At 65.8% G+C, this 24,599-nt stretch carries 23 protein-coding genes and 1 tRNA gene; 18 read left to right on the forward strand and 6 right to left on the reverse strand.

Annotated features, from left to right (window positions below):
* The first annotated feature begins 63 nt into the window (after positions 1-63).
* Positions 64-1,188 (forward strand): CDP-alcohol phosphatidyltransferase family protein, encoded by a 1,125-nt coding sequence (locus C8J47_RS13460; protein ID WP_121886059.1) that lies wholly within the window; start codon positions 64-66, stop codon positions 1,186-1,188.
* 128 nt (positions 1,189-1,316) lie between these two features.
* Here C8J47_RS13460 and asnB read toward each other — a convergent pair whose 3' ends face one another.
* Positions 1,317-3,257, reverse strand: coding sequence for an asparagine synthase (glutamine-hydrolyzing) (asnB, locus tag C8J47_RS13465; protein ID WP_259467548.1), 1,941 nt, complete (start codon positions 3,255-3,257; stop codon positions 1,317-1,319).
* Positions 3,258-3,397: 140 nt separating this feature from the next.
* Between asnB and C8J47_RS13470 the strand changes: the two genes are divergently transcribed.
* The 11 genes from C8J47_RS13470 to C8J47_RS13520 all read left to right on the forward strand — a co-directional run bounded on the left by C8J47_RS13470 (position 3,398) and on the right by C8J47_RS13520 (position 13,975).
* Positions 3,398-4,762, forward strand: a complete 1,365-nt coding sequence (locus tag C8J47_RS13470) for a lipopolysaccharide biosynthesis protein (RefSeq protein ID WP_121886060.1) — start codon at positions 3,398-3,400, stop codon at positions 4,760-4,762.
* A 149-nt stretch (positions 4,763-4,911) separates the two neighbouring features.
* Complete coding sequence (locus C8J47_RS13475; protein ID WP_259467549.1) at positions 4,912-5,355, forward strand: DUF2141 domain-containing protein; 444 nt, start codon at positions 4,912-4,914, stop codon at positions 5,353-5,355.
* Positions 5,356-5,440: 85 nt separating this feature from the next.
* Positions 5,441-6,529 carry a diacylglycerol kinase family protein gene (locus C8J47_RS13480; RefSeq protein ID WP_220683377.1) on the forward strand — a complete coding sequence of 363 codons (1,089 nt, stop codon included), beginning with the start codon at positions 5,441-5,443 and terminating at the stop codon, positions 6,527-6,529.
* Between the two features lie 2 nt (positions 6,530-6,531).
* Positions 6,532-7,419, forward strand: a complete 888-nt coding sequence (locus C8J47_RS13485; protein WP_259467573.1) for a hypothetical protein — start codon at positions 6,532-6,534, stop codon at positions 7,417-7,419.
* Complete coding sequence (locus C8J47_RS13490; RefSeq protein ID WP_121886063.1) at positions 7,416-8,183, forward strand: nucleotidyltransferase family protein; 768 nt, start codon at positions 7,416-7,418, stop codon at positions 8,181-8,183. The genes C8J47_RS13485 and C8J47_RS13490 overlap by 4 nt, the downstream gene beginning before the upstream one ends.
* Before the next feature lie 61 nt (positions 8,184-8,244).
* Positions 8,245-9,024: a 4-hydroxy-tetrahydrodipicolinate reductase gene (gene dapB / locus C8J47_RS13495; protein WP_121886064.1), complete on the forward strand. Its 780-nt coding sequence runs from the start codon at positions 8,245-8,247 to the stop codon at positions 9,022-9,024.
* 4 nt (positions 9,025-9,028) lie between these two features.
* On the forward strand, positions 9,029-9,730 hold the full coding sequence (nth, locus tag C8J47_RS13500; protein WP_121886065.1) for an endonuclease III: 702 nt from the start codon (positions 9,029-9,031) through the stop codon (positions 9,728-9,730).
* Positions 9,731-9,865: 135 nt separating this feature from the next.
* Positions 9,866-9,942, forward strand: a tRNA-Arg gene (locus tag C8J47_RS13505).
* 150 nt (positions 9,943-10,092) lie between these two features.
* Positions 10,093-10,473: a hypothetical protein gene (locus tag C8J47_RS19220; protein ID WP_183129108.1), complete on the forward strand. Its 381-nt coding sequence runs from the start codon at positions 10,093-10,095 to the stop codon at positions 10,471-10,473.
* A gap of 469 nt (positions 10,474-10,942) precedes the next feature.
* Positions 10,943-11,875 (forward strand): hypothetical protein, encoded by a 933-nt coding sequence (locus tag C8J47_RS18960; protein ID WP_147454333.1) that lies wholly within the window; start codon positions 10,943-10,945, stop codon positions 11,873-11,875.
* A 333-nt stretch (positions 11,876-12,208) separates the two neighbouring features.
* Entirely contained in the window at positions 12,209-13,975 is a 1,767-nt protein-coding gene (locus C8J47_RS13520) for a methyl-accepting chemotaxis protein (protein ID WP_259467550.1), read from the forward strand.
* Positions 13,976-14,285: 310 nt separating this feature from the next.
* Here the strand turns inward: C8J47_RS13520 and C8J47_RS13525 are convergent, their stop codons facing one another.
* The gene (locus C8J47_RS13525; RefSeq protein ID WP_147454334.1) at positions 14,286-14,981 is read right to left on the reverse strand and encodes a hypothetical protein; all 696 of its coding nucleotides are present in this window, start codon (positions 14,979-14,981) and stop codon (positions 14,286-14,288) included.
* Between the two features lie 268 nt (positions 14,982-15,249).
* Here C8J47_RS13525 and C8J47_RS13530 point away from each other — a divergent pair, with 268 nt between their 5' ends.
* Positions 15,250-16,035, forward strand: coding sequence for a hypothetical protein (locus C8J47_RS13530; protein WP_121886069.1), 786 nt, complete (start codon positions 15,250-15,252; stop codon positions 16,033-16,035).
* A gap of 27 nt (positions 16,036-16,062) precedes the next feature.
* On the opposite strand, the gene C8J47_RS13535 is transcribed toward C8J47_RS13530, so the two are convergent.
* The 3 genes from C8J47_RS13535 to C8J47_RS13545 form a co-directional block, all read right to left on the reverse strand.
* Complete coding sequence (locus tag C8J47_RS13535) at positions 16,063-17,058, reverse strand: VacJ family lipoprotein (protein WP_259467551.1); 996 nt, start codon at positions 17,056-17,058, stop codon at positions 16,063-16,065.
* Positions 17,059-17,273: 215 nt separating this feature from the next.
* Positions 17,274-18,029, reverse strand: coding sequence for a metallophosphoesterase (locus C8J47_RS13540; protein ID WP_121886070.1), 756 nt, complete (start codon positions 18,027-18,029; stop codon positions 17,274-17,276).
* Positions 18,030-18,036: 7 nt separating this feature from the next.
* Positions 18,037-19,131, reverse strand: coding sequence for a catalase family protein (locus C8J47_RS13545; RefSeq protein ID WP_183129109.1), 1,095 nt, complete (start codon positions 19,129-19,131; stop codon positions 18,037-18,039).
* A 122-nt stretch (positions 19,132-19,253) separates the two neighbouring features.
* Between C8J47_RS13545 and C8J47_RS13550 the strand changes: the two genes are divergently transcribed.
* From C8J47_RS13550 to C8J47_RS13560, 3 genes are all read left to right on the forward strand, one after another.
* Complete coding sequence (locus C8J47_RS13550; RefSeq protein WP_121886071.1) at positions 19,254-19,931, forward strand: fumarylacetoacetate hydrolase family protein; 678 nt, start codon at positions 19,254-19,256, stop codon at positions 19,929-19,931.
* A gap of 329 nt (positions 19,932-20,260) precedes the next feature.
* Positions 20,261-21,391, forward strand: coding sequence for a PepSY domain-containing protein (locus C8J47_RS13555; RefSeq protein WP_121886072.1), 1,131 nt, complete (start codon positions 20,261-20,263; stop codon positions 21,389-21,391).
* Complete coding sequence (locus tag C8J47_RS13560; protein WP_121886073.1) at positions 21,388-21,621, forward strand: hypothetical protein; 234 nt, start codon at positions 21,388-21,390, stop codon at positions 21,619-21,621. The genes C8J47_RS13555 and C8J47_RS13560 overlap by 4 nt, the downstream gene beginning before the upstream one ends.
* 51 nt (positions 21,622-21,672) lie before the next feature.
* Here the strand turns inward: C8J47_RS13560 and C8J47_RS19360 are convergent, their stop codons facing one another.
* Positions 21,673-22,365, reverse strand: a complete 693-nt coding sequence (locus C8J47_RS19360; RefSeq protein WP_220683378.1) for a hypothetical protein — start codon at positions 22,363-22,365, stop codon at positions 21,673-21,675.
* Positions 22,366-22,491: 126 nt separating this feature from the next.
* Between C8J47_RS19360 and C8J47_RS13575 the strand changes: the two genes are divergently transcribed.
* On the forward strand, positions 22,492-23,157 hold the full coding sequence (locus C8J47_RS13575) for a response regulator transcription factor (RefSeq protein WP_121886074.1): 666 nt from the start codon (positions 22,492-22,494) through the stop codon (positions 23,155-23,157).
* A 41-nt stretch (positions 23,158-23,198) separates the two neighbouring features.
* Positions 23,199-24,527 carry a HAMP domain-containing sensor histidine kinase gene (locus C8J47_RS13580; RefSeq protein ID WP_121886075.1) on the forward strand — a complete coding sequence of 443 codons (1,329 nt, stop codon included), beginning with the start codon at positions 23,199-23,201 and terminating at the stop codon, positions 24,525-24,527.
* Positions 24,528-24,599: the final 72 nt, after the last annotated feature.

Raw genomic sequence — 24,599 nt, forward strand, 5'->3', positions numbered from 1 at the left:
GACTTGAGAGCGGATGTCCCCACCCCTCTCGCTTTCACGACCAGATCGGGTAACGGGTGCGGCATGGTAGATTCGACAGCCCCCACGCCAGCGCTCCGGACCGTCCGGGCGAACGACACGCTGCTCTGGGGCATGACCAATGCCGAGCGGATCCGGCGGATCGGCGTCGCGCAAGGGTTGCCGGCCGATGGCGACGGCGACACCGGTCCGGTGATCCTCGCCAATCTCGCCTACGCGTTCGACCCGATGTGGATCGCGTATCTGAAGACGCGGCCCGGTACCGTCGTGGCTCGCACCGGCGTACCCGTGCTCGCGCATGTCCGGGATGTCGACGAGCGTGCGCGGATGACCGCGGCGATGCTCGGCGAGGCGCCGCTGGTGACCGGGCTGACGGTGATCGCCGCCGAAGCCGAGGAAGGCATCTTCAACGAGGCGTTGCGCAAGCGCGAACGCCCGTTCGCCGAACTGCTGACCCCTGCCGCGGTGCCGACGATCGAGCGGGCGAGCTATGTCGGTGCGTACAAGGGCGTCACCGACCTGCTCACCAAGTATCTGTGGCCGGAATGGGCGCTCGCGATCACGCGGGTCTGCGCGCGCGCCGGGATCACGCCAAACCAGGTGACCGCGCTCGGCTCGGTACTGTGCATCGTCGCGACGGTGGCGTTCTGGTATGGCTGGTTCTGGACGGGGCTCGCGACGGGTCTGTTCTTCATGGTGCTCGACACCGTCGACGGGAAGCTGGCGCGGTGCACGATCACCTCGTCGAAGCTGGGGAATGCGTGGGACCACGGGGTCGACCTGGTGCATCCGCCGTTCTGGTGGTGGGCCTGGGCGGCGGGGTGCGCGCCGTACGGCCGGCCGCTCGAGGACGGCGTGTTCTGGGCGGTGATCGGGACGATGCTGTTCGGCTATGTCGCGCAGCGGCTGATCGAGGGGGCGTTCATCGTCCGGTTCGGAATGCACATCCATGTCTGGGAGCGGTTCGACAGCTGGTTCCGGCTGATCACCGCGCGGCGCAATCCGAACATGGTGATCCTGTTCGCGGGGCTGCTGGTGACGCGGCCGGACTGGGGGATCATCGGGGTCGCGGCGTGGACCGCGATCTCGCTGGTGGTGCATCTGGTAAGGCTGGTGCAGGCGATGGTGCGCAAGGCCAAGGGTGAGACGCTGACGAGTTGGCTGGCTTGAGCTAGCCAAATACTCACACCACCCCGGCGGAGGCCGGGGCCCAATTGGAAAGGTTGGAGTAACCGGGCGCATACTTCCGTTACCATCGTCCCCCAATTGGGCCCCGGCCTCCGCCGGGGTGGAAAACTTCAGGTTACGACGCTCTTGGGCCGTCCGATCCACCAGAGGCAGTAGATCGCCAGTGCATACAGGAAGCGGCTATGGTCGCGTTTCCCCGCACGGTGATCGGCGAACACCTTGTCGACCTCGCCGGCGCGCCAGATGCCTTGCTCGCGCACGCCGCTGTCGCGCCAGAGTTGCTCCGCATACGCGCCGAAATCGCCCGCGAACCACGCCGCCAGCGGCATCTGGAAACCTTGTTTGCGGCGGTCGAGGATCCCTTCGGGCAACCACGGCGCGATCGCCTGGCGGATAACGTATTTGCCGATCTTGCCGTGCAGCTTCATGTTCGCGGGCATCGACAGAGCGAGGTCGACCATCCCCTGCCCCAGCATCGGCACGCGCACCTCCAATGAATGCGCCATGCTCGCGCGGTCGACCTTGGTCAGCATCGCGCCGGGGAGGTTGAGCGCGAGGTCGGCTAGGCCGAACTGCTCGAGCGTGTCGGTCGAGATCGCGGCGGGATCGGGGAAATATTCCGCGACCAGCGCGGCGATCCCGCCCTCCTCCTCGGCGATGAACTCCGCGGAGAATATCTCGCGGCGGAAAGCTTCGTTGGTGATCTGCGTCTTGGCGAAGAACCGTGCGATGCCGTTCGGCAGCGCGGCACTGCCGGTGGTCTTCCGCCAGCGTTGCAGCACTGCGTTCGCGTGCCGCGACGGCAAGGTCGGCACCGCGTCGAGCGCCCGCGCCAGTCGACGCAACGGGGCCGGCAGCGCCCCGATCCGTCGCTCGGTCGCGTGGCGCTTGTAGCCGAAGAACAGTTCGTCGCCGCCATCGCCCGACAGCGCGACCTTCACCTCCTGCGCGGCGATCTGGCTGACGTACCAGGTCGGCACCGCGGATGGATCGGCGAACGGCTCGTCATAGCAATGCTGAACCTCGGGCAGCATCGCCTGCGCATCCGCCAGTTCCAGCGTGCGCGTGACGTGGTGGCAGCCGAGATGCCGCGCGATCGCCTCGGCGTGCGGCGATTCGTCGAAGCGCGGATCGGGGAAACCGATCGTGAAGGTGCGGACCGGCCGATCCGAGACCTGCGCCATCGCCGCGACCACCGCGGACGAATCCACGCCGCCCGACAGGAACGCGCCGACATCGACATCCGCGACCATCTGCTTGCCGATCGTGTCGAGCCACTCGTCGCGGAAGCGCTCGATCCACTGCGCGTCGGACAGCGGCTCGGCGGGATGATAGGCCGGCGTCCAATAGGCGCGCATCGTCGGCGTCCCGCTCGCCTCGACGGTCATTACATGGCCCGGCGGCAGGGTGCGGACCTGCGCGTAGATCGAGCGCGGGGTGCGGACGTGGCCGAAGCTGAAATAATCGTGGAGTGCGCGCCGATCGACGTCGAACGCCATGCCGGGCAGCAGGGTCAGCGTCTTCAGCTCGGAACCGAACGCGAACCCGGCGGCCTGATCGGTGTAATAGAGCGGCTTGATCCCGATCGGATCGCGCGCGAGCGTCAGGCGGCGGGCATGCGTATCCCACACCGCGACCGCGAACATGCCGTCGAGCCTTGCCCAGACGTCGTCGCCCCAGCGCTCATAGCCGGCGAGGATGACCTCGGTATCGCCCGCACTCTCGAACACGCGGCCCAGCGCCTGCAACTCGCGCCGCAATTCGCGGAAATTGTAGATCTCGCCGTTGAAGACGAGCGCGTAGCGGTGGTCGGGCGAATGGAACGGCTGATGCCCGCCCTCGATGTCGATGATGCTCAGCCGGCGCATCCCGAAGCCGAAATCGCCGTCGGTCATCACGCCCTGGTCATCGGGCCCGCGGTGGAGGATCGCGTCGCACTGCGCGGTAATGAGGGGCGCGGTGACGAGGCGGGGCGAGACGGCAGCGCTACCTCGCGCGTAAAGGCCGGCAATTCCGCAGATGACGAACGATCCCTCGCATGACGGCGGCACCGCCGCCCGATCGCGCGCGGTCTAGGAGCCGCCCGCCGCTTTGTCACCTCCGCCCCGGCTGCGCGCCCCGCCCCCGTCGGCGCGCTCCGCCCCCGCGCATCTTGCCGCAGTCGTCGCCGCACTCTAGGGGCCGGTCGCAGATGGTTCAGGACCCCGCTCCTTCTCCGGCCCCGGCGGATGCGTCGGCGCGCGCCGGCACGACCGGGATATTCCGCGCGGCCGCGCGCAATCTCGGCTGGCTGCTCGCAAGCCGCAGCGTGCTGGCGATCCTGTCGCTTTTCTATCTCGGCTTTGCGACGCGCACGCTGGGCGTCGTCGATTTCGGCCGGTTCGCGTTGATCACCGGTGCCGCGCAGGCGCTGGCGACGTTTGTCGGCTTCCAGACCTGGCAGATCATCGTCCAATACGGCGTCGAGCCGATCCAGCACGGCGACACGCCCCGGCTCGCACGGCTGCTACGGTTGTCGGCAATCCTCGACATGTGCAGCGCGCTGGTCGGCGCCGGACTGACCGTCGCGATCCTGTTCGCGTGGAGCGACGGGTTCGGCATTCCGCCCGACCTGATGCGCGACACGCTGATGTTCGCGGTGGTGCAGCTGATCACGATCCGCTCGACCCCGCTCGGCATCCTGCGGCTGCGCGACAAATTCTCGTTGTCGGCGGTGGCGGACAGCATGACGCCGATCATGCGCTTCGTCGGCGCGGGCGCGGCGATGCTCTTCGAACCGACGATCCGCGGCTTCATGCTCGCCTGGGCACTCGCCGAGATCGTCACCGCCGCGACCTATTGGGTCATGGTCGCGAAAAGCGGCGACCTGCGCCTGCTCGCGAGCGGCCGGGGCCCGTGGCGGCAGGTGCGCGACGAGAACCCCGGCATCGTCCGCTTCTCGCTCAGCACCAACGCGAGCGCGACGCTAGGCCTGTCGAGCAAGCAGATCCCGCTGCTGCTGGTCGGCGCATCGATCGGCCCCGCCGCGGCCGGCGCGTTCCGGCTCGCGACGCAGCTGGCGCAGGCGCTCGCGAAACTGTCGCAGATGCTGTCGCGCGCCGCCTTCCCCGAGATCGTCCGCGCCGTCCGTACCGCCGAACCGTCGCGCCTGCGCCGTATCCTGATCCGGACGATGCTGGCGAGCACCGCTGCGGCGCTGGTGATCCTGGCGATCGTCGCGCTGGTCGGCGAGCCGATCCTCAAGCTCGTCGGCGGCAAGTCGTTCGGCCATGCCTATCCGGTGCTGCTGTGGCTGGCGGCGGCGGGCTGTTTCGACCTCGCGACCGTCAGCCTCGATACGGTGATGACCGCGCTGCACCGCGCCGGCACCGTCTTCGCGATCCGCGCAGTCGGCGTGCTGCTTCTGTTCGCCGCGGCGTTCGCGCTGATGCCGACCTACGGTTCGACGGGAATCGCTGCGGCAGTCGGCGTCGGATCGGTGGCGGTCGCGATCCTGCTCGGATTTGCCGCAGCGCGAATGACCCGCGCGCCACGCGTCGAGGCGGAAGCGGCGTAATCAGCCCGGCCCGACGGCGCATGCCGTTGCACCCCATGCTGCGACAAAGACGGCGATAAAGGCTGCGTTCACGGCGTAAATGTCATCTGCGCGCCGCTGTATCGCCACTTTTACCCGGTCTTAGTCTGCTGATGAACCCTTTATTCCTTATGATCCTGGGCGCGGCGGCGGTGCTCGCGCCGATCCAGGCGCATGCGGCCGAGAGCTGCCAAGGTACGCCGGGCAATGGCAACGCCAGGCTGATCCTGGAAGCGACGACGATGCACAACGCCGTCGGCGAGGTCGCCTTCACGGTGTATCCCGATGACAAGAAACGGTTTCTGGCGAAGGGCGGCAAGCTCGTCCGGGCGCGCGTATCCGCCGCCAGCCCGCGCGCCTGTTTCTGGCTGAAGCCCGGCTATTACGCGATCGCGCAATATCACGACGAAAACAGCGATCATGATTTCAACCGGACGCTGTTCGTGCCGAAGGAGGGATTCGGCTTTTCGAACGACGCTCCGACGTCGATCGGACTGCCATCGTTCGCGTCGGTCCGCACCGCCTTGCCCCCCTCGGGCACGACCGTGCGGATGAAGATGCGGTATCGTCGATGAACTAAACCCCGTTCACAGACATTGAACGGAAATCTTCCTGACACAAATTTGTAGCGGTTATGTGCCGCGACGGGTATCTACTATCGTGGCTAATGTCGTTTCGAACTTCAATGCATTCAGCGGGCCTTCGCTCTCGCCACCGGCGCCGCCGGCATGGCGGCCTGACGGCCTGTTCGATCCGGCCGTCGCCGATCGGTACGGCGTGACCCCGCGCGAGGCCGCCGCGAAGATCCGTACCGGTATAATCTGCAATCCCAAGAGCCATCGCAACCGCAGCAGCGTCGAGGCGACCAAGCCGTTCCTGTCGGGCACCGTGCTCGCGGTCACGCCGCGCACCCAGGCCGAACTCGCCGAAGTGCTGACCGATTTCGCGCGCCACGGCATCGAACTGCTGGTGATCGACGGCGGCGACGGCACGATCCGCGACGTGCTGACCGCGGCCGCCCGCGTCTGGACCGGTGCCGCGCCGCGCGTCGCGATCGTTCCGTCGGGCAAGACCAACGCGCTCGCGCTCGATCTCGGCATTCCCGACGACTGGACGCTCGATCAGGCGCTGACCGCGGCGCGCGACGGGACCGTCAAGGTCCGCAGCCCGATCGAAGTGGTGCGCAAGACCGACGGCACCCGCCTGCACGGCTTCCTGTTCGGCGCCGGTGCGTTCGTCCACGCGACGGCGCTGGCGCAGCGCACCCACCGGGCCGGCGCGTTCAACGGCGTCGCGGTCGGACTGGCGCTGTGCTGGGCGATCCTGCAGACGCTGTTCGGCGGCGCCAACAGCGCGTGGCGCGCGGGCGATCGCATGCGGATCCGGTATCAGGGTGGCGCGGCGCCCGCCTATGCCGCCGGCGCCAATGCCGACACCGATCGTGCGCGGTATCTGATGCTGGCGTCGACGCTCCAGCATATGCCCGTCGGTATCCGGCCGTTCGGCACGCCGCGCGAAGGGCTGAAGACGCTGGTGGTCGACGCCCCGCCGCGCTGGCTTGCGGCTGCGACCCCGCTGATCGTGACCGGATCGCCGGCCGCGTGGCTCGACCGTGCGGGCTATCACCGGATCGATTCGGCGTCGCTCGACCTGTCGATGGATTCTGGGTTCATCCTCGACGGCGAAGTCTATCCCGGTGGCGACCTGACCGTGCGCGAAGGCAAGCCGCTCCGCTTCGTCGTCCCTTGAGCGTGCTGGCCGACGTCGTGCGGCGTCAACTGGCGGCCCCGACGATTCAGCCGGTGCGCGATGTCGCCGAAACTCTCGCCGCCCATGACGACGTCGTCGCGGTGCTGTTCTACGGGTCGAACCTGCGGACCGGCGCGACCGAAGGGGTGCTCGATTTTTACGTGCTGACCGCCGGTCCGCCCGAGCGCGGCATCTGGCCGACCGTCAGCTACCGCGAATTCGCGATGGCGGGCGAAACGCTGCGCGCCAAAATCGCGACGATGCGGATGGCGACGTTTGCGAAGGCCGCCGCGGCCAAGTCGCTCGATACCACCATCTGGACACGGTTCGTCCAACCGTCGGCCTTGGTCTGGGCACGCGACTCCAGCGTCGCCGATGCGGTTGCCGCGGCGATCGGCGAGGCCACGAAGTCTGCGGCAAGGTTCGCGGCGGCGCTCGGGCCCGAGGCGGGCACGGCGGACGACTATTGGCGCGCGCTGTTCCGCCAGACCTACGCCGCCGAGCTGCGCGTCGAACGCAAGGGACGCGAGGGGCAGATCCTCGGCTTCGATCCGGACCGCTACGCCCGCTTGCTGCCGCTCGCGTGGACCGCCGACGGGATCGCGTTCGCCGACGACGCGGGCGTGCTGCGCCCGAGCCTTGCCGCCGAGACACGCCGCGCGCTGCTGCGTGCCTGGCGCCGCCGCCGCCGGGCCGGCAAACCGATCAACGTCGCGCGGCTGGTCCGTGCCGCGTTCACCTTCGAGGGCGCTGCGCAATACGGGCTGTGGAAGGTCGAGCGCCATACCGGGATCGCCGTGCCGCTCACCCCGTGGCGCGAGAAGCACCCCATCCTCGCCGCGCCCGGCATATTCTGGCGGGTCTGGCGCGCGCGGGGGAAACCGGAATGAGCGAGGGGTTCAGTGCGTTGATCCTGGCGGGCTCGCGCGGCGGGGTCGATCCCGTCGCGGGGTATGCGGGCGTTTCGCACAAGGCGCTGATCGTGCTCGAGGGCGAGACGTTGCTCGCGCGTGTCGCGCGGGCGTTGCGCGATGCGGGGGCGACGCGGATCGCCGTCTCGGTATCCGACGACGCGGTCCGCGCGGAGGCGACCGCGTTGGGGCTCACCGTGCTGACCGCCGCCAACGGCCCCAGCCTCAGCGTGCGCGAGGGCATCGCCGCGCTGGGCACGCCATTGATGGTGACAACCGCCGACCACGCCCTCCTCCACCCCGACTGGGTTCGCCGGTTCCGGGCGGATGCGCCGCCGCGTGCCGACGTCGCGGTGCTGCTCGCGCGGCGCGACGTGATCGAACGCGCGGCGCCGGGGACCAAACGCACCTATCTGCGGTTTGCCGATGGCGCCTGGTCGGGCTGCAACCTGTTCCAGTTCGCCACCCCGCGCTCGATCGCCGCGCTCGATCTATGGGCGCAGGTCGAGGCGGACCGCAAACGGCCGTGGCGGATCGTTCGTCGGCTGGGCGTCGGCACGTTGCTGCGCTATCTGTCGGGCAGGCTGACGCTGGTCGATGCGGTCGCCCATCTCGGCCGAATGGCGGGATTGAACGCCGCCGCGATCGCCACCCCATACGGTCTCGCGGCGGTCGATGTCGACAAACCCGGCGATCTCGATCTGGTCCGCACACTCCTCGCCGAGCAGCGCGCCGTCCACTAATTTACCGCTAACAGGCAGAACCACCCTGCCCCGCCGGCCGGTTTTGTGGCAGAGCGGCGGCATGCAAACGACAACGCTTTCCGCCCGCCCGAACCGCCCCGCCGCGTCCGCGACCACCGCGATCGGCATCTATGGCAGCGCCGGCCGGATGGGTCGCGCGATCGCCGATGCGATCGAGAGTGCCGGCGCGACGCTGGCCGGCGGTGTCGACGCCGGTGAGGACCCGAGCCCGATCGCAAAGCTTGCTGACGTGATGGTCGATTTCTCGACGCCGTCCGCAATCGAGGCACATCTCGCCGCGGCACGCGCCGCCGGCACCGCGATCGTGATAGGCACCACCGGCCTGTCACCGCAGCACCAGTCGCTGATCGATGCCGCAGCAGCGGACATCGCCGTGTTGCAGACCGGCAATACCTCGCTCGGCGTGACGCTGCTCAACATCCTGGTGCGCGATGCCGCCGCACGGCTCGGCGCCGACTGGGATATCGAGATCGTCGAGATGCATCACCGCCACAAGGTCGATGCGCCATCGGGTACCGCGTTGCTGCTCGGCGAGGCCGCCGCGAAGGGCCGCGGGACGACGCTGGCGGAACTCCGCGTCGACAGCCGCGCCGGTCTGGTCGGTGCGCGCAGCGAGGGCACGCTAGGCTTCGCCTCGGTGCGCGGCGGGTCGGTGATCGGCGACCACAGCGTGATCTTCGCGGGCGAAGGCGAGCGGATCGAGCTCAACCACCGCGCCGATGACCGGTCGATTTTCGCGCGCGGCGCCGTGCAGGCGGCGATCTGGCTCGCCGGACAGCCCGCCGGTCGATACCGGATGGGCGACGTGCTCGGTCTCTAACGCGGTGAAAAAGGCCGACGTCGTCGAATTCTATGCGAGGCTGGCTGAGGCCGATCCGCATCCCGAGACCGAACTCGAGTTCGTCAATCCGTACACGCTGGTCGTTGCGGTCGCGCTATCGGCGCAGGCGACCGATGTCGGCGTCAACAAGGCGACGCGCGCGCTGTTCCGCGAGGTCGACACGCCCGCGAAGATGGTCGCGCTCGGGCTCGATGCACTGAAGGGGCACATCAAGACGATCGGGCTCTACAACACCAAGGCGAAGAACGTCATCGCGCTCTCGCAGATGCTGATCGACGACTATGGCGGCGAAGTGCCCAACGACCGCGATGCGCTCGAGCGGCTGCCGGGCGTCGGTCGCAAGACTGCCAACGTCGTGCTGAACGTCGCGTTCGGCGCGGAGACGTTCGCGGTCGACACGCATATCTTCCGGGTCGGCAACCGCACCGGCCTCGCCCGCGGCAAGACCCCGCTCGCGGTCGAACTGAAACTCGACAAGGCGACGCCGCAGCCGTTCCGCCTGCACGCGCACCACTGGCTGATCCTGCACGGCCGCTATGTCTGCAAGGCACGGACGCCCGAATGCTGGCGGTGCATCGTCAACGACCTGTGCGCCTACAAACCCAAGACGCCGCGGCCCAAGGAGCGGGGCAAGAGCACGGGCGGAACGGCGAGCTTGCCAAGTATGCCAAATACGGAGTCATGACGCGTTTTGCACAGGTCTAACGGATGCATATCACCGTCTCGTGCGACTAATACGCGCGCGACCGACACAGCGCGACAGCGATCAGCATGAAAACGGCTGGCGCAGCCCGCCACGCTTTGCTAGGCGAGCCATCCGGCACCCGTAGCTCAGCTGGATAGAGCGCTGCCCTCCGAAGGCAGAGGCCACTGGTTCGAATCCAGTCGGGTGCACCAAACTTCATTTATTTCCCCCTAATTTAACGCCTTAGCGGCATCTTTGGCTAACCTTTCCGCAAGGTTAGCCAAAAGCTTGTCTGCGGCAGTGTCTGAAAGCGTGCGCTGATCAGCCGCTGCAGTGTACCGCGCGACCTCGCTGTCGGTCGTATGACCGGTCCACGCCTTGATCTCTTGGTTCGAGCAACCGGCCTCAGCGCCGCGCGGCGGCTTTGCGCAGGCCGTGCGCCGAGCAATTCGGCGAACCGCGAGGTGTTCGATGGATTCTGGCAGATCGTCATCGACGATTTCGGTTCCATCACCCACAGCATGGAGAACGATACACGCCAGACCTATGCGCGGACGTACCTGACGGGGATCTGTCGCGAGGTAGGCGTGCCGCTCAGCGTCGACCTCATGATCGAACTGAGCCGTGCGCGCGGCAAGCTCACTTATGACATGGTCTGGCGCCGGTTCGATCAGGTCCTCGCCTCACGCGAGGAACAGCCGGATCATCCCATAGAGTCCGCTCGACAGACCCGCGACGCATAGGCCGGTCATGACGACCGGCTCGAGCGATCGGAGCAACCTGATCATCGTCCCGCCCTCCCCGACCCGCGGGGGCGGCCCGACGCCGCCCTTCGGCCCGTCTACCCCAAATATGGCGCAAGAACCCCCGCCTCGCCCCCGAGCTTTTCGGGTGGCTATGGATGCAGTTTGCGGATGTGCCGCAGATCGCGGAAACTCTAGCCTTTAGGGGCGATCCTAAGCCTGTCGGTTGGATGCAAATTGCTGCACGTGGATGAATACTATGTAGTGCAACGTCACAAGTTCGACTGAGACGTTTGGGGGGAATGGGGATGGTCGGTTCGGCGAAATTGGCTCCCCGCTACCGGCGCTCGTTGATCAGCCTTTCTCTGACAAAAGCCGTCAACTCATCAAGTGCACCGATTGACCGGATGATGGGGACAGCTCACCGTACCAGTCTATTCAACTCAGCCCGTTAGTAAGGTCACAAATCATGATCAAAGTTGATCCCTTTTTCAAACCAGTCACTGTCAGCCTGACGTGGGCACGAAAATCTATTGAGCTAGCTCAAACTGCAATTTATGGTTTTTTCCTAAATCCGAAACACACTGAACAGTTTACTTCCTTTGACAAGCGTACCGGCATGACTACGCTCAAGGTTCGATTATTAGCTGAAATACCGTGTGACTATCATCAGCACGTGTCCGAAGCTCTCATGCATACGAAGCATGCCTTCGATCAAATCATTCACGCCGGCTGTGATGCCATTGGAAAGCCGATAGAGAAATCAAGTTATCCGTGGGCGACAAATCCAACGCAATTGGAAGGTCGATTCAAGCAAATGAAGATGCCGACAGAATTTCAAGAATTGATCAGAATTCAAGCGCCATACGCCTCTAATCCCGACGGCAGAGGTGATACGTTCATAAGAGATATATCGACTATAATAAACAAAAAACATGATATAGGCATAAAGGTGGCAGCGTCCGCCGATGTGAGAGATATTGAACTTAGACTGCCAACTGCAAGTATAGATATTTTGATGGGCCAATGTAACTATCTGAGCAAGGAGATAGACATACTTAGATGGCGTGGAGATATTGGGTCTGGTCAGGGATTTTATAAGGTTTCATATTGTGCAGCGCTAGATGCGCCAGGAGAATTGGGAAATACTCCGGCTGACGTCTCCGCTCTGGGCTTTTTGCACAAGGCTGAGATAGTTTGTGAAAGCTTCAAGTTGAGGTGCGAAGAGATAAGCTCAGACGGTGGAAACAAAGCTCCGAACGATGGCTGGGCATCGCACGCGGTCGCCGCCACGGACTGGCGCTCCAGATTTATCCATAAGCCAGGACAAAACGCTGTGCATCCGCCAGTCAGACTCGAGGAACTCACTCGCGTAGCTCGTTCCGATGGGGGCGATGGATAGCTTACTACCCGAGAAAACTATAACATCACTAATCCTAGCTGTTATTGCCGCTCAAGCATCTGAGATCGGACGATAATTTTATTAGGCCGCGATCCTAATACCTCCTAAATTTTGCTGCTGAACACCCCCAATCTCTTTGATATCCCACGGTTTTTCTTACCACTGGAATTGCATCCTTCCGAGGATGCACGGGACGGAGCAACCCGATCATTCCTGATGCAAATTACCCCCCTGCAACAAGCGGGTCAGCACTTAAATAGTCAACAGTGCCCGCTCCCTGACTCGATCCTCCTATGATTGTAGGAATATTACTGAAACGGGCCTACGAAGCAGATGTCGATCGCGAACATGGTACGCGCCGGAACGGCGGCGTTGATAACTTTGTTGCTGGTTGCGGCCCTAGTGGCGGCTACCAGGGTTAATGCGATCCGCATGGGGGGTGACATGCAGGTCAAGTCGCAACAGGCGGCCGATCTGATCGCTGACGTCCTTCCGCCGCCGGAATATGTGATCGAGCCCTATCTGGAGGTCATGTTGCTGCGTGAACAGCCGCAACGGATAGCGGAGGTACGAGCCCGCCTGCAAAAGCTCCACGCGGACTATACGACCCGTCATAATTACTGGGTCGGAGCAAACCTTGCACCAGAACTAAAACGGGGTGTCACCGAGGCCACCCACGCCCCCGCTGCCGCCTTCTGGCATGAACTCGAAAGCAACTACCTTCCCGCGATCCAACGCGGCGACCGGGTTGCGGCGGACCGCAGCTATGCAACTCTGAGCGGCTATTATACCGCGCACCGCCAGCAGGTGGACGCGCTCGTGACGACCGCCACGACCTATCAGTCGGCGCTTGAAGTCGAGGCTGCTGCGGTGCTGCGGACGGCGCTAATCTGGCTTTGCGGGTTGGCGGCGCTGCTGCTCGTGCTGATCATCACGGCATCCTACACGCTGCTCCGCAAGGTGGTCCGCCCGTTGGTGGAGGTGTCGGATGTAACCGCACGGCTCGCGGTTGGGGAACAGGCAACCGTGCCGCACCGCGGCCGCCGCGACGAACTGGGCCGTATCGCCGATGCTGTGGAACAGTTCCGTTCGGCATCTGCCGCGCGCACCGCGCAGGATGCCCGGTCCGCAGCCGAACAGCAGGAAGTAACGGCTGCGCTCAGCAGCGGCCTGCTGGCGCTCCACCGCGGCGACCTCACCGCCGAGATTCGCGGCGACTTCCCGCAATCCTATGTTGCACTCAAAACGAACTTCAACGCCGCACTGGCGGGCTTGCGCACTCTGATCGCGGCGGTGAGCGAAAGTGCGGCCAGGATCAGCACCGGTTCGGGCGAGATCGCGCACGCTTCCGAAGACCTAGCGCGTCGCACTGAATCGAACGCCGCCAGTCTCGAACAAACCTCCGCCTCCGTGGCGCAGATGGATACCCGGCTCGGAGCAACCGCCGCATCGGCAATTCGCACCGTGGAACGTGCCGATGGCGCCATTGTCAGCGTCGGTAATGGCCGCACCGTTGCCGGAGAAGCGGTGCAGGCGATGACCCGCGTGTCGGACAGCGCCAAGGACATCGATGACGTGATCGAAGGGCTCGACAAGATCGCTTTCCAGACCCGCGTCCTCGCCATGAATGCCGCAGTGGAAGCCGGCCGCGCCGGGGACGCGGGCCGCGGTTTCGCCGTGGTTGCGGATCTCGTCTCAGCGCTGGCAATGCGCGCAGAGGAGGAGGCCGGCCGGGCCCGTGAACAGCTTACCGCGACGCAGGCCGGTATCCTCACGGCAGTCGGCATGGTGCAGCGGGTCGACGGCGCACTCGCCGACATTTCTACAGATGTGGTGGAAGTGCATGGCCTGCTCAAACGCATCGCCGATGACAACCAAGCTCAATCTACCGCTGTGTCGCAGATCAACGCCGCCATCGGCACGATGGACCGTTCGACCCAGCAGAACGCCGCTATGGTGGAGCAAACCTCCGCTGCTGCGCGGACTCTATCGAGTGAGGTGCTGGCGCTTGCCGAACAGGCTGCACGTTTCAACACGAACGCTGAAACTGCCCCGCGTGCGCACAATACCCGAGAACAGCACCTCGAAATGGCGGGGTAAGCCATTGGGCCGGACTCACGCTGATGCCAAATGCCACATGGCGTTGGCATGCTCGGAACCCGCGAAGGTAATCATCCTTCGGATATCCTGCGATACTTCTCTATCCTACTTCGCAACAGACCAAAGAGGCGCGAAGTAAACGGGTTGAACGGCACCCAATTTGCGCATCCTCCCCAGGATGCACGGGACGGCGCAAGCCGGCACGCTCACCTGTGGTCGCTGGATGCTGAACCCGTTGGGTTCGGGGCCTCGGGGGCTTGGTGGAGCTTCAAACTGCGCGCGCCATAGGCGTTCCTTCGATATTTAGATCTTACCGGGCCTCTGTGTGACCGCTCGGCGGATTTGCACTATCAACGAAGGCGCGGACGCGGGCGAGGATAGCGCGCAGCTCGGGGTTCTCGACCTCGGCGATCACGTCGACGACCGTCGCAGTGTCCAGCTTCTTCTGCCGCGCAAGCTTCTCGGCGACAGCAGGGACGAACTCGTTAGGCTTACGGAGCATGCGCCGCACGCACTCGCGCACCGTCGGCGGCTGGAGCAAGATGAAGGCGTTCGAGATCTGCTCGCTCTGCTGCTCATCAGGCAGGGCGTCCTCGATCGGTACGCACCGCCCGATCCAGTCGGGGAAGCCGCATCCCTTTAGGCGCGCGACGGCCTCTACAACGGCGCTACGCGATTTGCGTATCTTGTCAGCGATCCACTTGTAGGTCGGATCGAGCCGGCCGTCCTTACGGCCGCGCAGGCGCAGCAGGCAGCGCAGGACGTCGAGCCCGATCGAACCGAGGGCACCGTTGCGCTTCCCCGGAAGCTTGGTCTCATGCTCGAACGCCTCGGCCGCACGCATCCGCGCGTTGTGTTCAGCCTTCGGAAACGTGTTGTGCGTGCGCCACAGGGATGCCTCGGAACCACCAGCATTGCTGCTATTACGACGGACGTGCGACCTTGAGCGCGGACGGTCACGGATGCCTGTCGTGACCTCGCTGAAAGAGCGCGCGAGAGTGCTCACGACCGGTTAGCCAGTTTGTCGGAGAGCCGCAAAATTCCGTGACCGGCACCCTGCCGGTTAGCCAAGGCAACATATTGAACCAGCGGGATTAACGGAGACCAGTCGGGTGCACCATTTCTCCTTGTCATCTGGTCCAACATCCCGCCGCTTATGGTCTGCGGCAGGCGAAGAGTTATGCGCTCGGCAGTTGGCTTTGCTTCGATGAAGTCTTCGTCATGGCGCGGGTGGCGGTTGCAGGCGCGACCGTGCGCGAGTAGGCGGACAGCCGATGCGGTCGGCGTACCATTCTTCGTCGATCGAGACGCGCGGGTCGGTACGGCGGCGGAGCGTTGCGGTCGGCCTGACGATCGTCGCACATATCCTGATCATCCTGTTGCTGCTGCGGCTGGCGCCGTCGATGGTCGCCAAGCCGGTCGAACCGCGCAACCCGGTGACGTTCCAGCTCGCACCCGACCAGACGACGCCGACCCCGGCCAAGCGGACGCCTTCGCCCACCAAGGTGAAGCGTGCGAGCGGTGGTTCTCCGCAACGTGCGGCGCCGCGCGCCGATGCCGCGCAGGCGCCCCCCGCGCCGCCCAAATCGCCGCCACCGCTGCCGATCAAGATGCTCGGCGGTATGGAGATGTTCGACGCCGCGGATATCTCGAAGATGCCGTCGCATCCCGACGACCAGCTTGCCGGCGGCGACGGTGGGAGTGGGTCGGGCAAGGGTAAGGACAGCGGGTCGGTCTATGGTCCGGGCGAAGGTCCTGGCGGCGAGCGCCTATACCATGTCGAATGGTATCGCCCGCCGACCGGTGCCGAGCTGAACGGCTATTTGAAAAGCCCGCCCCCGCCGAACAGCTGGGCAAAGATCGCCTGCCGCATGATCGCGAACTATCAGGTTGATAATTGCCGCGCGCTGAGTGAGTCGCCGGTCGGTTCGGGCCTCGCGCGCGCGATGCGTCAGGCCGCATGGCAGTTCAGGGTCCGCCCCCCGCGCATCGGCGGCAAAACAATCCTCGGCACCCAAGTCGTCATCTATCTCGATTTCGATCAGACACCAGCACACTAGCGCGCCATGATCCCGTATTGACGGGTTTCAGGGAAGCGGCCCCGTCGTGCTTGTTGATGGCGCCGTCGGCATCTGCTCGATGATCGGCATGGCCGCGCGCGGGGGCGGTTCGGTGACCCCGCCCGGCCCGAGGATTGCGTCGACGTTGCGGCCGTGGAGATGATCGATCTCCGCTTGGCGTCGGCGCAGGTAGAATTCGCGCGATGCCGCATAGGGGTCGGCGGCGTTGTCGTGCAGGTCCTTCAGCGTGTCGTCGAACTCCGAGCGATGATCGAGCGCGCCGAGGACGCCGGCCGGGATCGTGTAGGTCGGACTGGTGAACGGCTTGCCGACCGCGACCGGCAGCATCAGCCGATCGACCCCGCCGCCGATCAGATCGCGCAGCGTCGTCGGGCCGACCAGCGGCAGGAACAGGAACGGCCCGTTCTTGACGCCGTAATAGCCCAGCGTGTTGGCGAACCCGTTCGAGCGGCGCGGCAGGCGGAACGGCCGGCGCTTGGCGATATCGAGCACGCCCACGGCACCGACCGTCGAGTTGATCGCGAACCGACCGACGGTTTCGACGGCCTTGCCGGGTTTCAGCTGCAGCAGGAAGTTCACGAACACGATCGGCTCGCGCAGATTGTAGAGGAAATTGTGGATACCGCGGCGGATCGGCGACGGGACGGTCTTCTTGTACTGACGCGCGACCGGCCCGACGAACGCCTTGTCGACCGCCTCGGTCGCGTCGAACGCGGTCGCGTTGACCGATCGCAGCGGATCGCCCGCGAGCGCTTTCCGCCCGACGACGACGATGTCATGCTGTGGCCCGGCGGTGCTGCCGGCCTTCCGCGGTGCAGGAGTCGTCGCCTCCAGGATCGGTCGATCGGTTTGTGGCGACACGGGGACCGGTGCGGGCGTGGGGGTAATCGACAGCGACGTTATCGGTGGGCTCGTGGCCTGGTCGTCGACGCGCATCGGCGGTTCGACCGGCTGTTGCGCGGCGAGCGACTCGCCGTTCGCCTGCATCGATGTTGCAGCCATCAGCAACGCGGTCGTCCAGGCCAACATATGCACTCATCACCCTTGTAGCCGGCCGCACTGTGCGCTCGCCGAAGCAGGGGCGCCACCACAACCCGATCGGTTACAGCCGCTGTGACGATTAGCGCGGCATAGCAAGCACCTAATGATGCCGGACTGTCATATACGGTAATACAGTGACGGGAATTGTGCCCGCCGTCCGGTTGCGGTCGGCGCGTCTAACGAAGCGGTTGCTTCGCGTCGGTCGACAGCGTGCGCGACAGCGTCACGAAACCACGGCCGTCGACCTGGATCTCGTTGAACGCCGGGGGCGTGCCGCGCGTCCGCTTCGACAACGTGCCCGCACCGATCATGCGGATCGTCCTGTCCTCGCGATCGACGGGGATATCGAAGGGATCGTGGACGTGCCCGGACAAGACGGCATGCGCCCCTGCCTCTGCCAGAGCTGTCAGCGCCTCGTCGCCATAGCGCGTCCTGGCGGTACCCGTCGTCCCACCTTCGATCAGCGGATGATGCGCGGCGACGAAGACGAGATTACCCTTCGGCGCGTCGGCAATAAGCGCCAATGCACGCCGCAGCGAGCCTTGCCCCACCCTGCCCTTCGACCAGTTCCACCGCCACTGCGCGCGCGCGGTCGTCTTGAGCGGTACGATCGTCACGCCGGGCAGTTCCAATGGGCGTTCGATCATCTGCTCGACCGCGGCATAGCGCTGATACGGTGCGAAGATCCGCCGGAACGGGTCCCAATAATAGGGAATGTCGTGATTGCCGACCTCGAGCGTCACCGGAACGCCGAGCGACCGCAGCCAATCGCCGCCGCGTTCGAACTCGCGCTTGGTCGCGCGCATCGTCAGGTCGCCCGTCATGATGACCGCATCGGGTTTTTCCGCGGCGACGCACTGGTCGAACCAGGCGATCGCCGCGGGATCCTCCGCACCGAAATGGACGTCGCTGACGTGGAACAGCTTCAGCATGCGAGGGTCATGCAAGTTCGGCGAGCGACGCGGGCTGATGCACCGGGCAACCGTTGAACTTGCCGCGAAAGTTCGCCGACAGCGCGTAGGTATCCTTGCGCGCACGGTTGACCCCGCCGAGCGGCTGGTGCGCGCTAACGCCGTTCCAGATGCTGTAGACCAGCGCATCGTCAGTCCGGTCGGTCACGCCCTGCTCCCAAGAAATTTGCGGCTCGACCGTAAGCGTCGCTACGGTGACGAACGGGCTCTCCGCTTCGTCCCACACCACCGACGCGTCCTCGATCGGCATCGCTTCGAGATCGGTGTTGAGCTGGACGCGAAGCTCCCATGCGCCACCATGCTCGATCAGCTCCTCGCGGACCACCTCGCGCAACGCGTCGGGGCGCGCGGTGATGTCGACCATGTCGCCGGTGAGACGCGTCAGGCTTGGCGAGACGGGAAACAGCGCGATCTTCGCGATGTAATCGCCGTAGCGCAGCGGGGTCTGCGAGTAATAGGTTTCGCCTAGCGGGTGGACGGGCTTTGCACCACCCAGCGTCTGAAGCGTCGACGACTGGCCGCCGACCGCTTCGAGCGCGGCTTCGACGACGCGGAAGGTGGCGGACATCGCCTTCTTCACGCCCTCGAACTTGTCGGTGGTTTTCGACAGCAGCTTCAAGTTCTTCGAAAACGCCTTGGCATCCGCTGCGGCGAACGCAGGCCCGTTGACCATGATGAAATCCTGAGTCGTCGCGCCGTCCGATCCTGGCAACCGCGCACCGGCGACGTCGAGAATCTTCAGCGCGAGCCCGCGCGGCAGGCTGATGCTGTCGTCGAGGATGTCGCCAGCATTGGTCGAGATGCGCAGGATCGCCTCGTGCTCGCCCGGCGTTGCGAAGATTCCCTGCGCAAATTCATGGGGTAGATCGGCGGAGATAGTCAGCATGCCGCGGGCGATGCCGTGCGCCTTGGCATGGACCGCGCGGACCGCATGGCCATAGTCCTGCGAGGTGGTCTCGAGAATCTCGCGGAACGAGTCCTTGAGGCCGGCCAGCGTCTCCTGCTCGTCAGAGGCGACCGTCTCGACGGACGGATCGTAGCGGACGGGGGGCTTGCTGGGCATCGGGTAGAACTCCATTTCGTATCGGATAGTAACCCCTTGGTCTCGCAAGACGTTCCGCGAGATTGCGATCACGACGTTGCAAACCGGCTGCCAACCGCCGATCAGCGCCATCGAAGGAGCCTATGATGCACATACCCGAAGTCACCCCGCCAACGGTCGCGATCACCGGCACCACGGACCGCTTCCCGGTCCGGCGCATTTTCTGCGTCGGTCAGAATTATGCGGATCACGCTCGCGAGATGGGATCCGATCCCGACCGGCAACAGCCGTTCTTCTTCTCGAAGCCGGCAGATGCCGTCGTCGCGAGCGGCACGACGTTGCCGTTTCCCACGCAGACCGAGGATTTGCATCACGAGGTGGAACTGGTCGTTGCGATCGGCGTCGGCGGGAAGGATGTCGCAGTGGCGGAGGCGGCGGCAATGATCTTTGGCGCTGGCGTCGGCATCGATCTGACGCGCCGCGATCTTCAGGCTCTGGCGAAGAAGGCGGGTCGTCCGTGGGACATGGCGAAAGGGTTCGATCAATCGGCCCCGGTCGGTGCGCTGACGCCGGGCCGGCCGGCCACGCACGGCGCTATCGCACTGGCAGTCGATGGCGAAACGCGGCAATCGGGTGACCTGTCGATGATGATCTGGAGCGTGGCCGAGGTGATTGCGACGCTGTCGACGTTGGTCGAACTCGCGCCGGGCGACCTGATCTTTACGGGGACGCCCGCCGGCGTCGGCCCGATCCGGCGCGGCCAGCGCGTCCGCGCGACGATCGATGGGCTCGAGCCGCTGGAGATCGCCTTCGAAGGCTAAGAGGGATCGCCATTAAGTTCGGTTCGGCAAATCCCACCCACTTCCGTCATGCCGGGCTCGTTCCGGCATCCACGGTGCCGCACGATAAATAGTATTTGGTTTGCGGAACGGTGGACCCCGGAACCAGTCCGGGGTGACGGAGAAATTTTGGGAATGGCGCGATCCAGTCGACCGTTCGGGGTCTGCCGTCGCCTGAACTACCTCTATCGATTTCGCGGCCTGCGAGGCCAGCGTCGTTCCGCTATTGCACATCGTTATCATTTCTATACGACTGCGCGCATGAAGGATCGCGGTGCTGCACATTCGGAACAGACGATCGGCGTGCGCCCGTGACCCGCGGTACGATCAAGGCGTGGTACCTGGTTCACAAATGGACAAGCCTGATCTGCACGGCGTTCCTGTTGATGCTGTGCGTGACCGGGCTGCCGTTGATCTTCCACGAGGAGATCGACGGCTGGCTCGATCCGCCCGCACCGCTCGCGGCACTGCCGGCGACGACCCCGGCGCTATCGCTCGACACCATCCTCGCGCGCGCCGCCGCGCAGGCGCCCGGCGATATCCCACTCTATCTGAGCTTCGACGACCACCGGCCGATCGTCTACGTCACCACCGGGCCTACCCCGGATGCGGTTCCTGCCGCGATGCATTTCCTCGCGCTCGACGCGCGCACCGGCACGATGCTGCCGCCGCATGTCGACGGCGTCATGGATTTCATCCTCAAGCTGCACACCGACATGCTGCTCGGCTTCTGGGCGGAGATCTTCCTCGGTTTCATGGGCCTGCTGTTCTTCGCGGCGATCGTGTCGGGCGTGGTGCTCTACGCGCCGTTCATGGCGAAGCTCGACTTTGGGACGCTGCGCCGCAACCGAAGCACACGGCTCGGCTGGCTCGACCGGCACAACCTGCTCGGCATCGTCACACTGGTCTGGGCGAGCGTCGTCGGACTGACGGGTACGTTCAACACGCTGGTCGTGCCGATCACCGGGATCTGGAAGGCAAACGGGCTCGCCGCGATCATGGCTAGCGAGGCGCGGACGCCGCTCGGCACGCAGCGCGCGTCGGTGCAGGCTGCGCTCGACGCGGTGCAGCGCAAGGCGCCGGACATGACGCCGCAGTTCATCGCGTTTCCCGGCGTCGTGTTCAGCAGCAAGCATCATTATGCGGTTTTCCTGCGTGGGACGACGCCGCTGACGTCGAAACTGCTGTTGCCGGGGTTCGTCGATGCGGCAACCGGGCGGCTCGACGCGGTGACGCCGATGCCGTGGTACATGCAGGCGATGCTGCTCGCGCAGCCGCTGCACTTCGGCGATTATGGCGGGATGGCGATGAAAATCGTCTGGGCGGTGTTCGACGCGCTGACGATCGTCGTGCTCGGCAGCGGGCTGTACCTCTGGCTGCGGCGACGCGGCGGGCCGAGCGAACAGCGTGTTCGCGAAGTCGTGATGGCGGGTGAGGCATGAGACACAGGACGACGCTGCAGGTTTTCGGCGTGCCGATCCTGCTTGGGATCGCCACGCTACTCGGGCTTGGCGCAGGGCTGATCGGCGATGGCGGCTGGGACGTCGCGGCCGGGCTGCTGCTCGCCGCACCGCTCGCGATCACCGGCTGGTATTGGACGCGGACGGCGCCGACGGTCAGGCGTAACCGCACTGGCGCGGTGCACCAAATGCCCGCAGTTCGGCGGGTGTGACGAAACGGGGCCGGTGGATTGCCGACCCCGTTTCGCAGTTTCGTTCTCGGCTCAGACGCCGCGCGCCGGTTGTGCAATACCGGTCGTTGGAGTTGGCGCGGTGCCGGTCAGTGGGACCGGCGGAGTGCCGGTCACCGGAGCCGGTGGCGTAACACCGGGTGCTGGAGCCGGCGGCAGCGTGCCGGGTGTTCCCATCGGCGCCGGGGGGACGACGCCGGCTGGCGGCGGCGGTGGCGGCGCACCGGGTCCACCTGGACCGCCCGGGCCACCAGGGCCACCAGGGCCGCCGGGACCACCATCGGGGCCATCCGGACCGGGGCCGGGCCGCCCCCGCGGCGGACCGCCGACCGGGCCGAGCGCGGTCACCTTGCCGCCCACACCGACCAGATACGACGCATGGACGAAGCCCTGGTCGAACTGGCCCTGGACGGTGACCGGCTGGCCGGGGGTGACGAGCGTGCCGTCTTCGCCTTCGCGGCCGAGATCGACCAGCGCACGGCCGGTGCGATCGGCCATCACGAACTTGTTGCCGTAGACCTCGGCGACGGTGCCGCGGATCGTGACGATGCCGTCCGACTGGAGCGAGCGGATCGCGACCGGTGTGGCGGGGGCCATGCTCACCGTCGGGCGGGTGGCGGCGACGGTGACGGCACCGGCGGCACCGCCGACGACGAGCAGACCGGCGGCGGCGATCGCCAGGCGGTTGCGGCGAAACTTCGAAGGATTGGCGGGGTGTTGCGACATGATGTCTGTCCTCTCGTTGGTTGACGAGAGACGCTCTACGCCGAGTCGGCCGACGCTCGCTGAACCAAGCCGTTCAGTTTCCGTTTGGCACTTGGGCATAAGGCCAGCGGGTCAGGGGAAACAAGCATGCGGGTATTGGTGGTCGAGGACGACGTGGCGATCGCCGACGGGTTGGCGCGGGCATTGCGCGCGGAGCATTTCGCGGTCGACGTCGCGACCAACGGCGAGGACGGGGGGCATCTCGGCGCGACCGAACTCTACGACGTCGCGGTGCTCGACTTAGGCCTGCCCAAGCGCGACGGCCTGTCGGTGCTGCGCGACTGGCGCGCGGCCGGGCGCGACCTGCCGGTGCTGATCCTGACCGCGCGCGACGGCTGGTCGGAAAAGGTCGAGGGGTTCAAGGCTGGCGCCGACGATTATGTCGTGAAGCCGTTCCGCGTCGAGGAAGTCGTGATGCGGCTCCGCGCGCTCGTCCGCCGCGCCGCAGGTCATGCCGCCTCGCGCGTGACATGCGGGCCGCTGGCGTTCGACGCGCAGCTCGGCACGTTCGAGCTCGACGGCCTGCCGCTGAAGCTGACCGCGTTCGAATGGCGCGTTCTGTCCGCGCTGATGCTCCGCCGCGAAGTGGTGATCGAACGTGCCGACCTGATCGAACGCGTCTACGAGGGCGATGCCGATGTCGATTCGAACTCGATCGAGGTGATCATCGGCCGGTTGCGACGGAAAATCGGCGCGCAGATGATCGAGACGGTGCGTGGACGGGGCTACCGGTTGACGGGCGACGGCGCGTGAAGGTGCGACGGTCGCTCGTTCCCCGGTCGTTATACGGCCGGATGCTGGCGATCTCGGCGATCTCGACGCTGGTCGCGCTGGTGTTCGCGGGGTTCGCGATCAGCCATGTCCTCGAACGCTTCGTGATGCACGGGCTCGACGACCGGCTCGATGCGCAGGTGTCGGTGGTCGCGCGGGCGGTCCGCCCCGACGGGACGCTCGATGGGGCGCGGGTGGTCGATCTGGCCGGGTTCGATACGCCCGGTTCGGGCTGGGCCTGGCAGGTGGCAAGTCCTGCGGGTCGCTGGACCAGCGACGGGGCATTGCCCGAGGCTGCCGCCTTGCCCGGCCCCGACACCGCCCTCCCTCGCCCGCCGGCACCGCCCGAGATCGACGATCGGCAGCCGCGGCCCGGCGAGACGCGCGACCGGCACGGGCAACGCCTGCATTCGCGCACCTCGACCGTCGCCAGTCGCGCAGGCCCGGTGACGATCACCGCGATCGGCCCGCGGCGGATCGTCGAGGCGCCGTTGCGCGAGGCGATGATCCCGCTGCTCGGCTCGCTCGCGCTGCTCGGTATCGGTCTCGGGCTGGCGACGCTGGTGCAACTCCGGATCGGGTTTCGGCCATTGCGCGATCTGCGCACGTCGCTGGCAGCCGTCCGGGCCGGCAGCGCGCATCACGTGCCCGACGATCAGCCCGGCGAACTGCGCCCGCTGGTCATCGAACTGAACGCGCTGATCGACCAGAATGCCGCGGGGCTGGCGCACGCCCGCCAGCATGTCGCGAACCTCGCGCATGGGCTGAAGACGCCGCTGGCCGCGCTGTCGCTCAAGCTGGCCGAGGTCGGCGCAGGCGACAGGCTGCGCGACATGGTCGATCAGATCGGCTCGCGCGTCCGCCATCATCTCGGGCGCGCGCGCGCAGACGCCGCTGGGTCGGGCGCGCGCGCGCGCACCGCAATCGCCCCCGCGATCGGCGATCTCACCGACGTCCTGCGTCGGATCCATGCCGAGCGTCCGCTGTCGGTCGAGATCGCCGTGCTGCCCAAGATCGCGGTGGCGATCGACCCCCAGGACCTCGACGAGATGGTCGGCAATCTGCTCGACAACGCCTGGCGTCACGCGCGCGCACGGATATCGGTTATCGCCGTAATAGAAGGTCCCCTTGTGGCGCTGACGATCGCCGACGACGGCGACGGGCTCGACAATGCGGTGATCGACCAGGCGATGATGCCGGGCCGTCGGCTCGACGAACGCGGCGACGGGCATGGCTTCGGCCTGTCGATCACGCGCGAGCTCGCCGAGCTCAATGGCGGTGGGTTAACGCTCGGACGATCGTCCGAACTCGGTGGGCTGTCGGCCATGCTGACGCTACCGATCCAGGCCTAAGGCTCGCTAACCCCCCGACAAAACTTCAGGAATTTCGGAACTTACAATTTTTGTCTGCCTAATAAGATCTTG

This window comes from Sphingomonas sp. PP-F2F-G114-C0414, from assembly GCF_003688595.1.
Taxonomy (GTDB): Bacteria; Pseudomonadota; Alphaproteobacteria; order Sphingomonadales; family Sphingomonadaceae; genus Sphingomonas.

What these genes read in the sequence shown, in the direction of transcription:
- C8J47_RS13460 (WP_121886059.1), top strand. Translation starts at nt 64, where the DNA reads ATGGTAGATTCGACAGCCCCCACGCCAGCGCTCCGGACCGTCCGGGCG.
- C8J47_RS13470 (WP_121886060.1), top strand. Translation starts at nt 3,398, where the DNA reads ATGGTTCAGGACCCCGCTCCTTCTCCGGCCCCGGCGGATGCGTCGGCG.
- C8J47_RS13475 (WP_259467549.1), top strand. Translation starts at nt 4,912, where the DNA reads ATGATCCTGGGCGCGGCGGCGGTGCTCGCGCCGATCCAGGCGCATGCG.
- C8J47_RS13490 (WP_121886063.1), top strand. Translation starts at nt 7,416, where the DNA reads ATGAGCGAGGGGTTCAGTGCGTTGATCCTGGCGGGCTCGCGCGGCGGG.
- dapB (WP_121886064.1), top strand. Translation starts at nt 8,245, where the DNA reads ATGCAAACGACAACGCTTTCCGCCCGCCCGAACCGCCCCGCCGCGTCC.
- C8J47_RS19220 (WP_183129108.1), top strand. Translation starts at nt 10,093, where the DNA reads ATGACCGGTCCACGCCTTGATCTCTTGGTTCGAGCAACCGGCCTCAGC.
- C8J47_RS18960 (WP_147454333.1), top strand. Translation starts at nt 10,943, where the DNA reads ATGATCAAAGTTGATCCCTTTTTCAAACCAGTCACTGTCAGCCTGACG.
- C8J47_RS13520 (WP_259467550.1), top strand. Translation starts at nt 12,209, where the DNA reads ATGTCGATCGCGAACATGGTACGCGCCGGAACGGCGGCGTTGATAACT.
- C8J47_RS13530 (WP_121886069.1), top strand. Translation starts at nt 15,250, where the DNA reads ATGCGGTCGGCGTACCATTCTTCGTCGATCGAGACGCGCGGGTCGGTA.
- C8J47_RS13535 (WP_259467551.1), bottom strand. Translation starts at nt 17,058, where the DNA reads ATGGCTGCAACATCGATGCAGGCGAACGGCGAGTCGCTCGCCGCGCAA.
- C8J47_RS13540 (WP_121886070.1), bottom strand. Translation starts at nt 18,029, where the DNA reads ATGCTGAAGCTGTTCCACGTCAGCGACGTCCATTTCGGTGCGGAGGAT.
- C8J47_RS13545 (WP_183129109.1), bottom strand. Translation starts at nt 19,131, where the DNA reads ATGCCCAGCAAGCCCCCCGTCCGCTACGATCCGTCCGTCGAGACGGTC.
- C8J47_RS13550 (WP_121886071.1), top strand. Translation starts at nt 19,254, where the DNA reads ATGATGCACATACCCGAAGTCACCCCGCCAACGGTCGCGATCACCGGC.
- C8J47_RS13560 (WP_121886073.1), top strand. Translation starts at nt 21,388, where the DNA reads ATGAGACACAGGACGACGCTGCAGGTTTTCGGCGTGCCGATCCTGCTT.
- C8J47_RS19360 (WP_220683378.1), bottom strand. Translation starts at nt 22,365, where the DNA reads ATGTCGCAACACCCCGCCAATCCTTCGAAGTTTCGCCGCAACCGCCTG.
- C8J47_RS13575 (WP_121886074.1), top strand. Translation starts at nt 22,492, where the DNA reads ATGCGGGTATTGGTGGTCGAGGACGACGTGGCGATCGCCGACGGGTTG.
- C8J47_RS13580 (WP_121886075.1), top strand. Translation starts at nt 23,199, where the DNA reads ATGCTGGCGATCTCGGCGATCTCGACGCTGGTCGCGCTGGTGTTCGCG.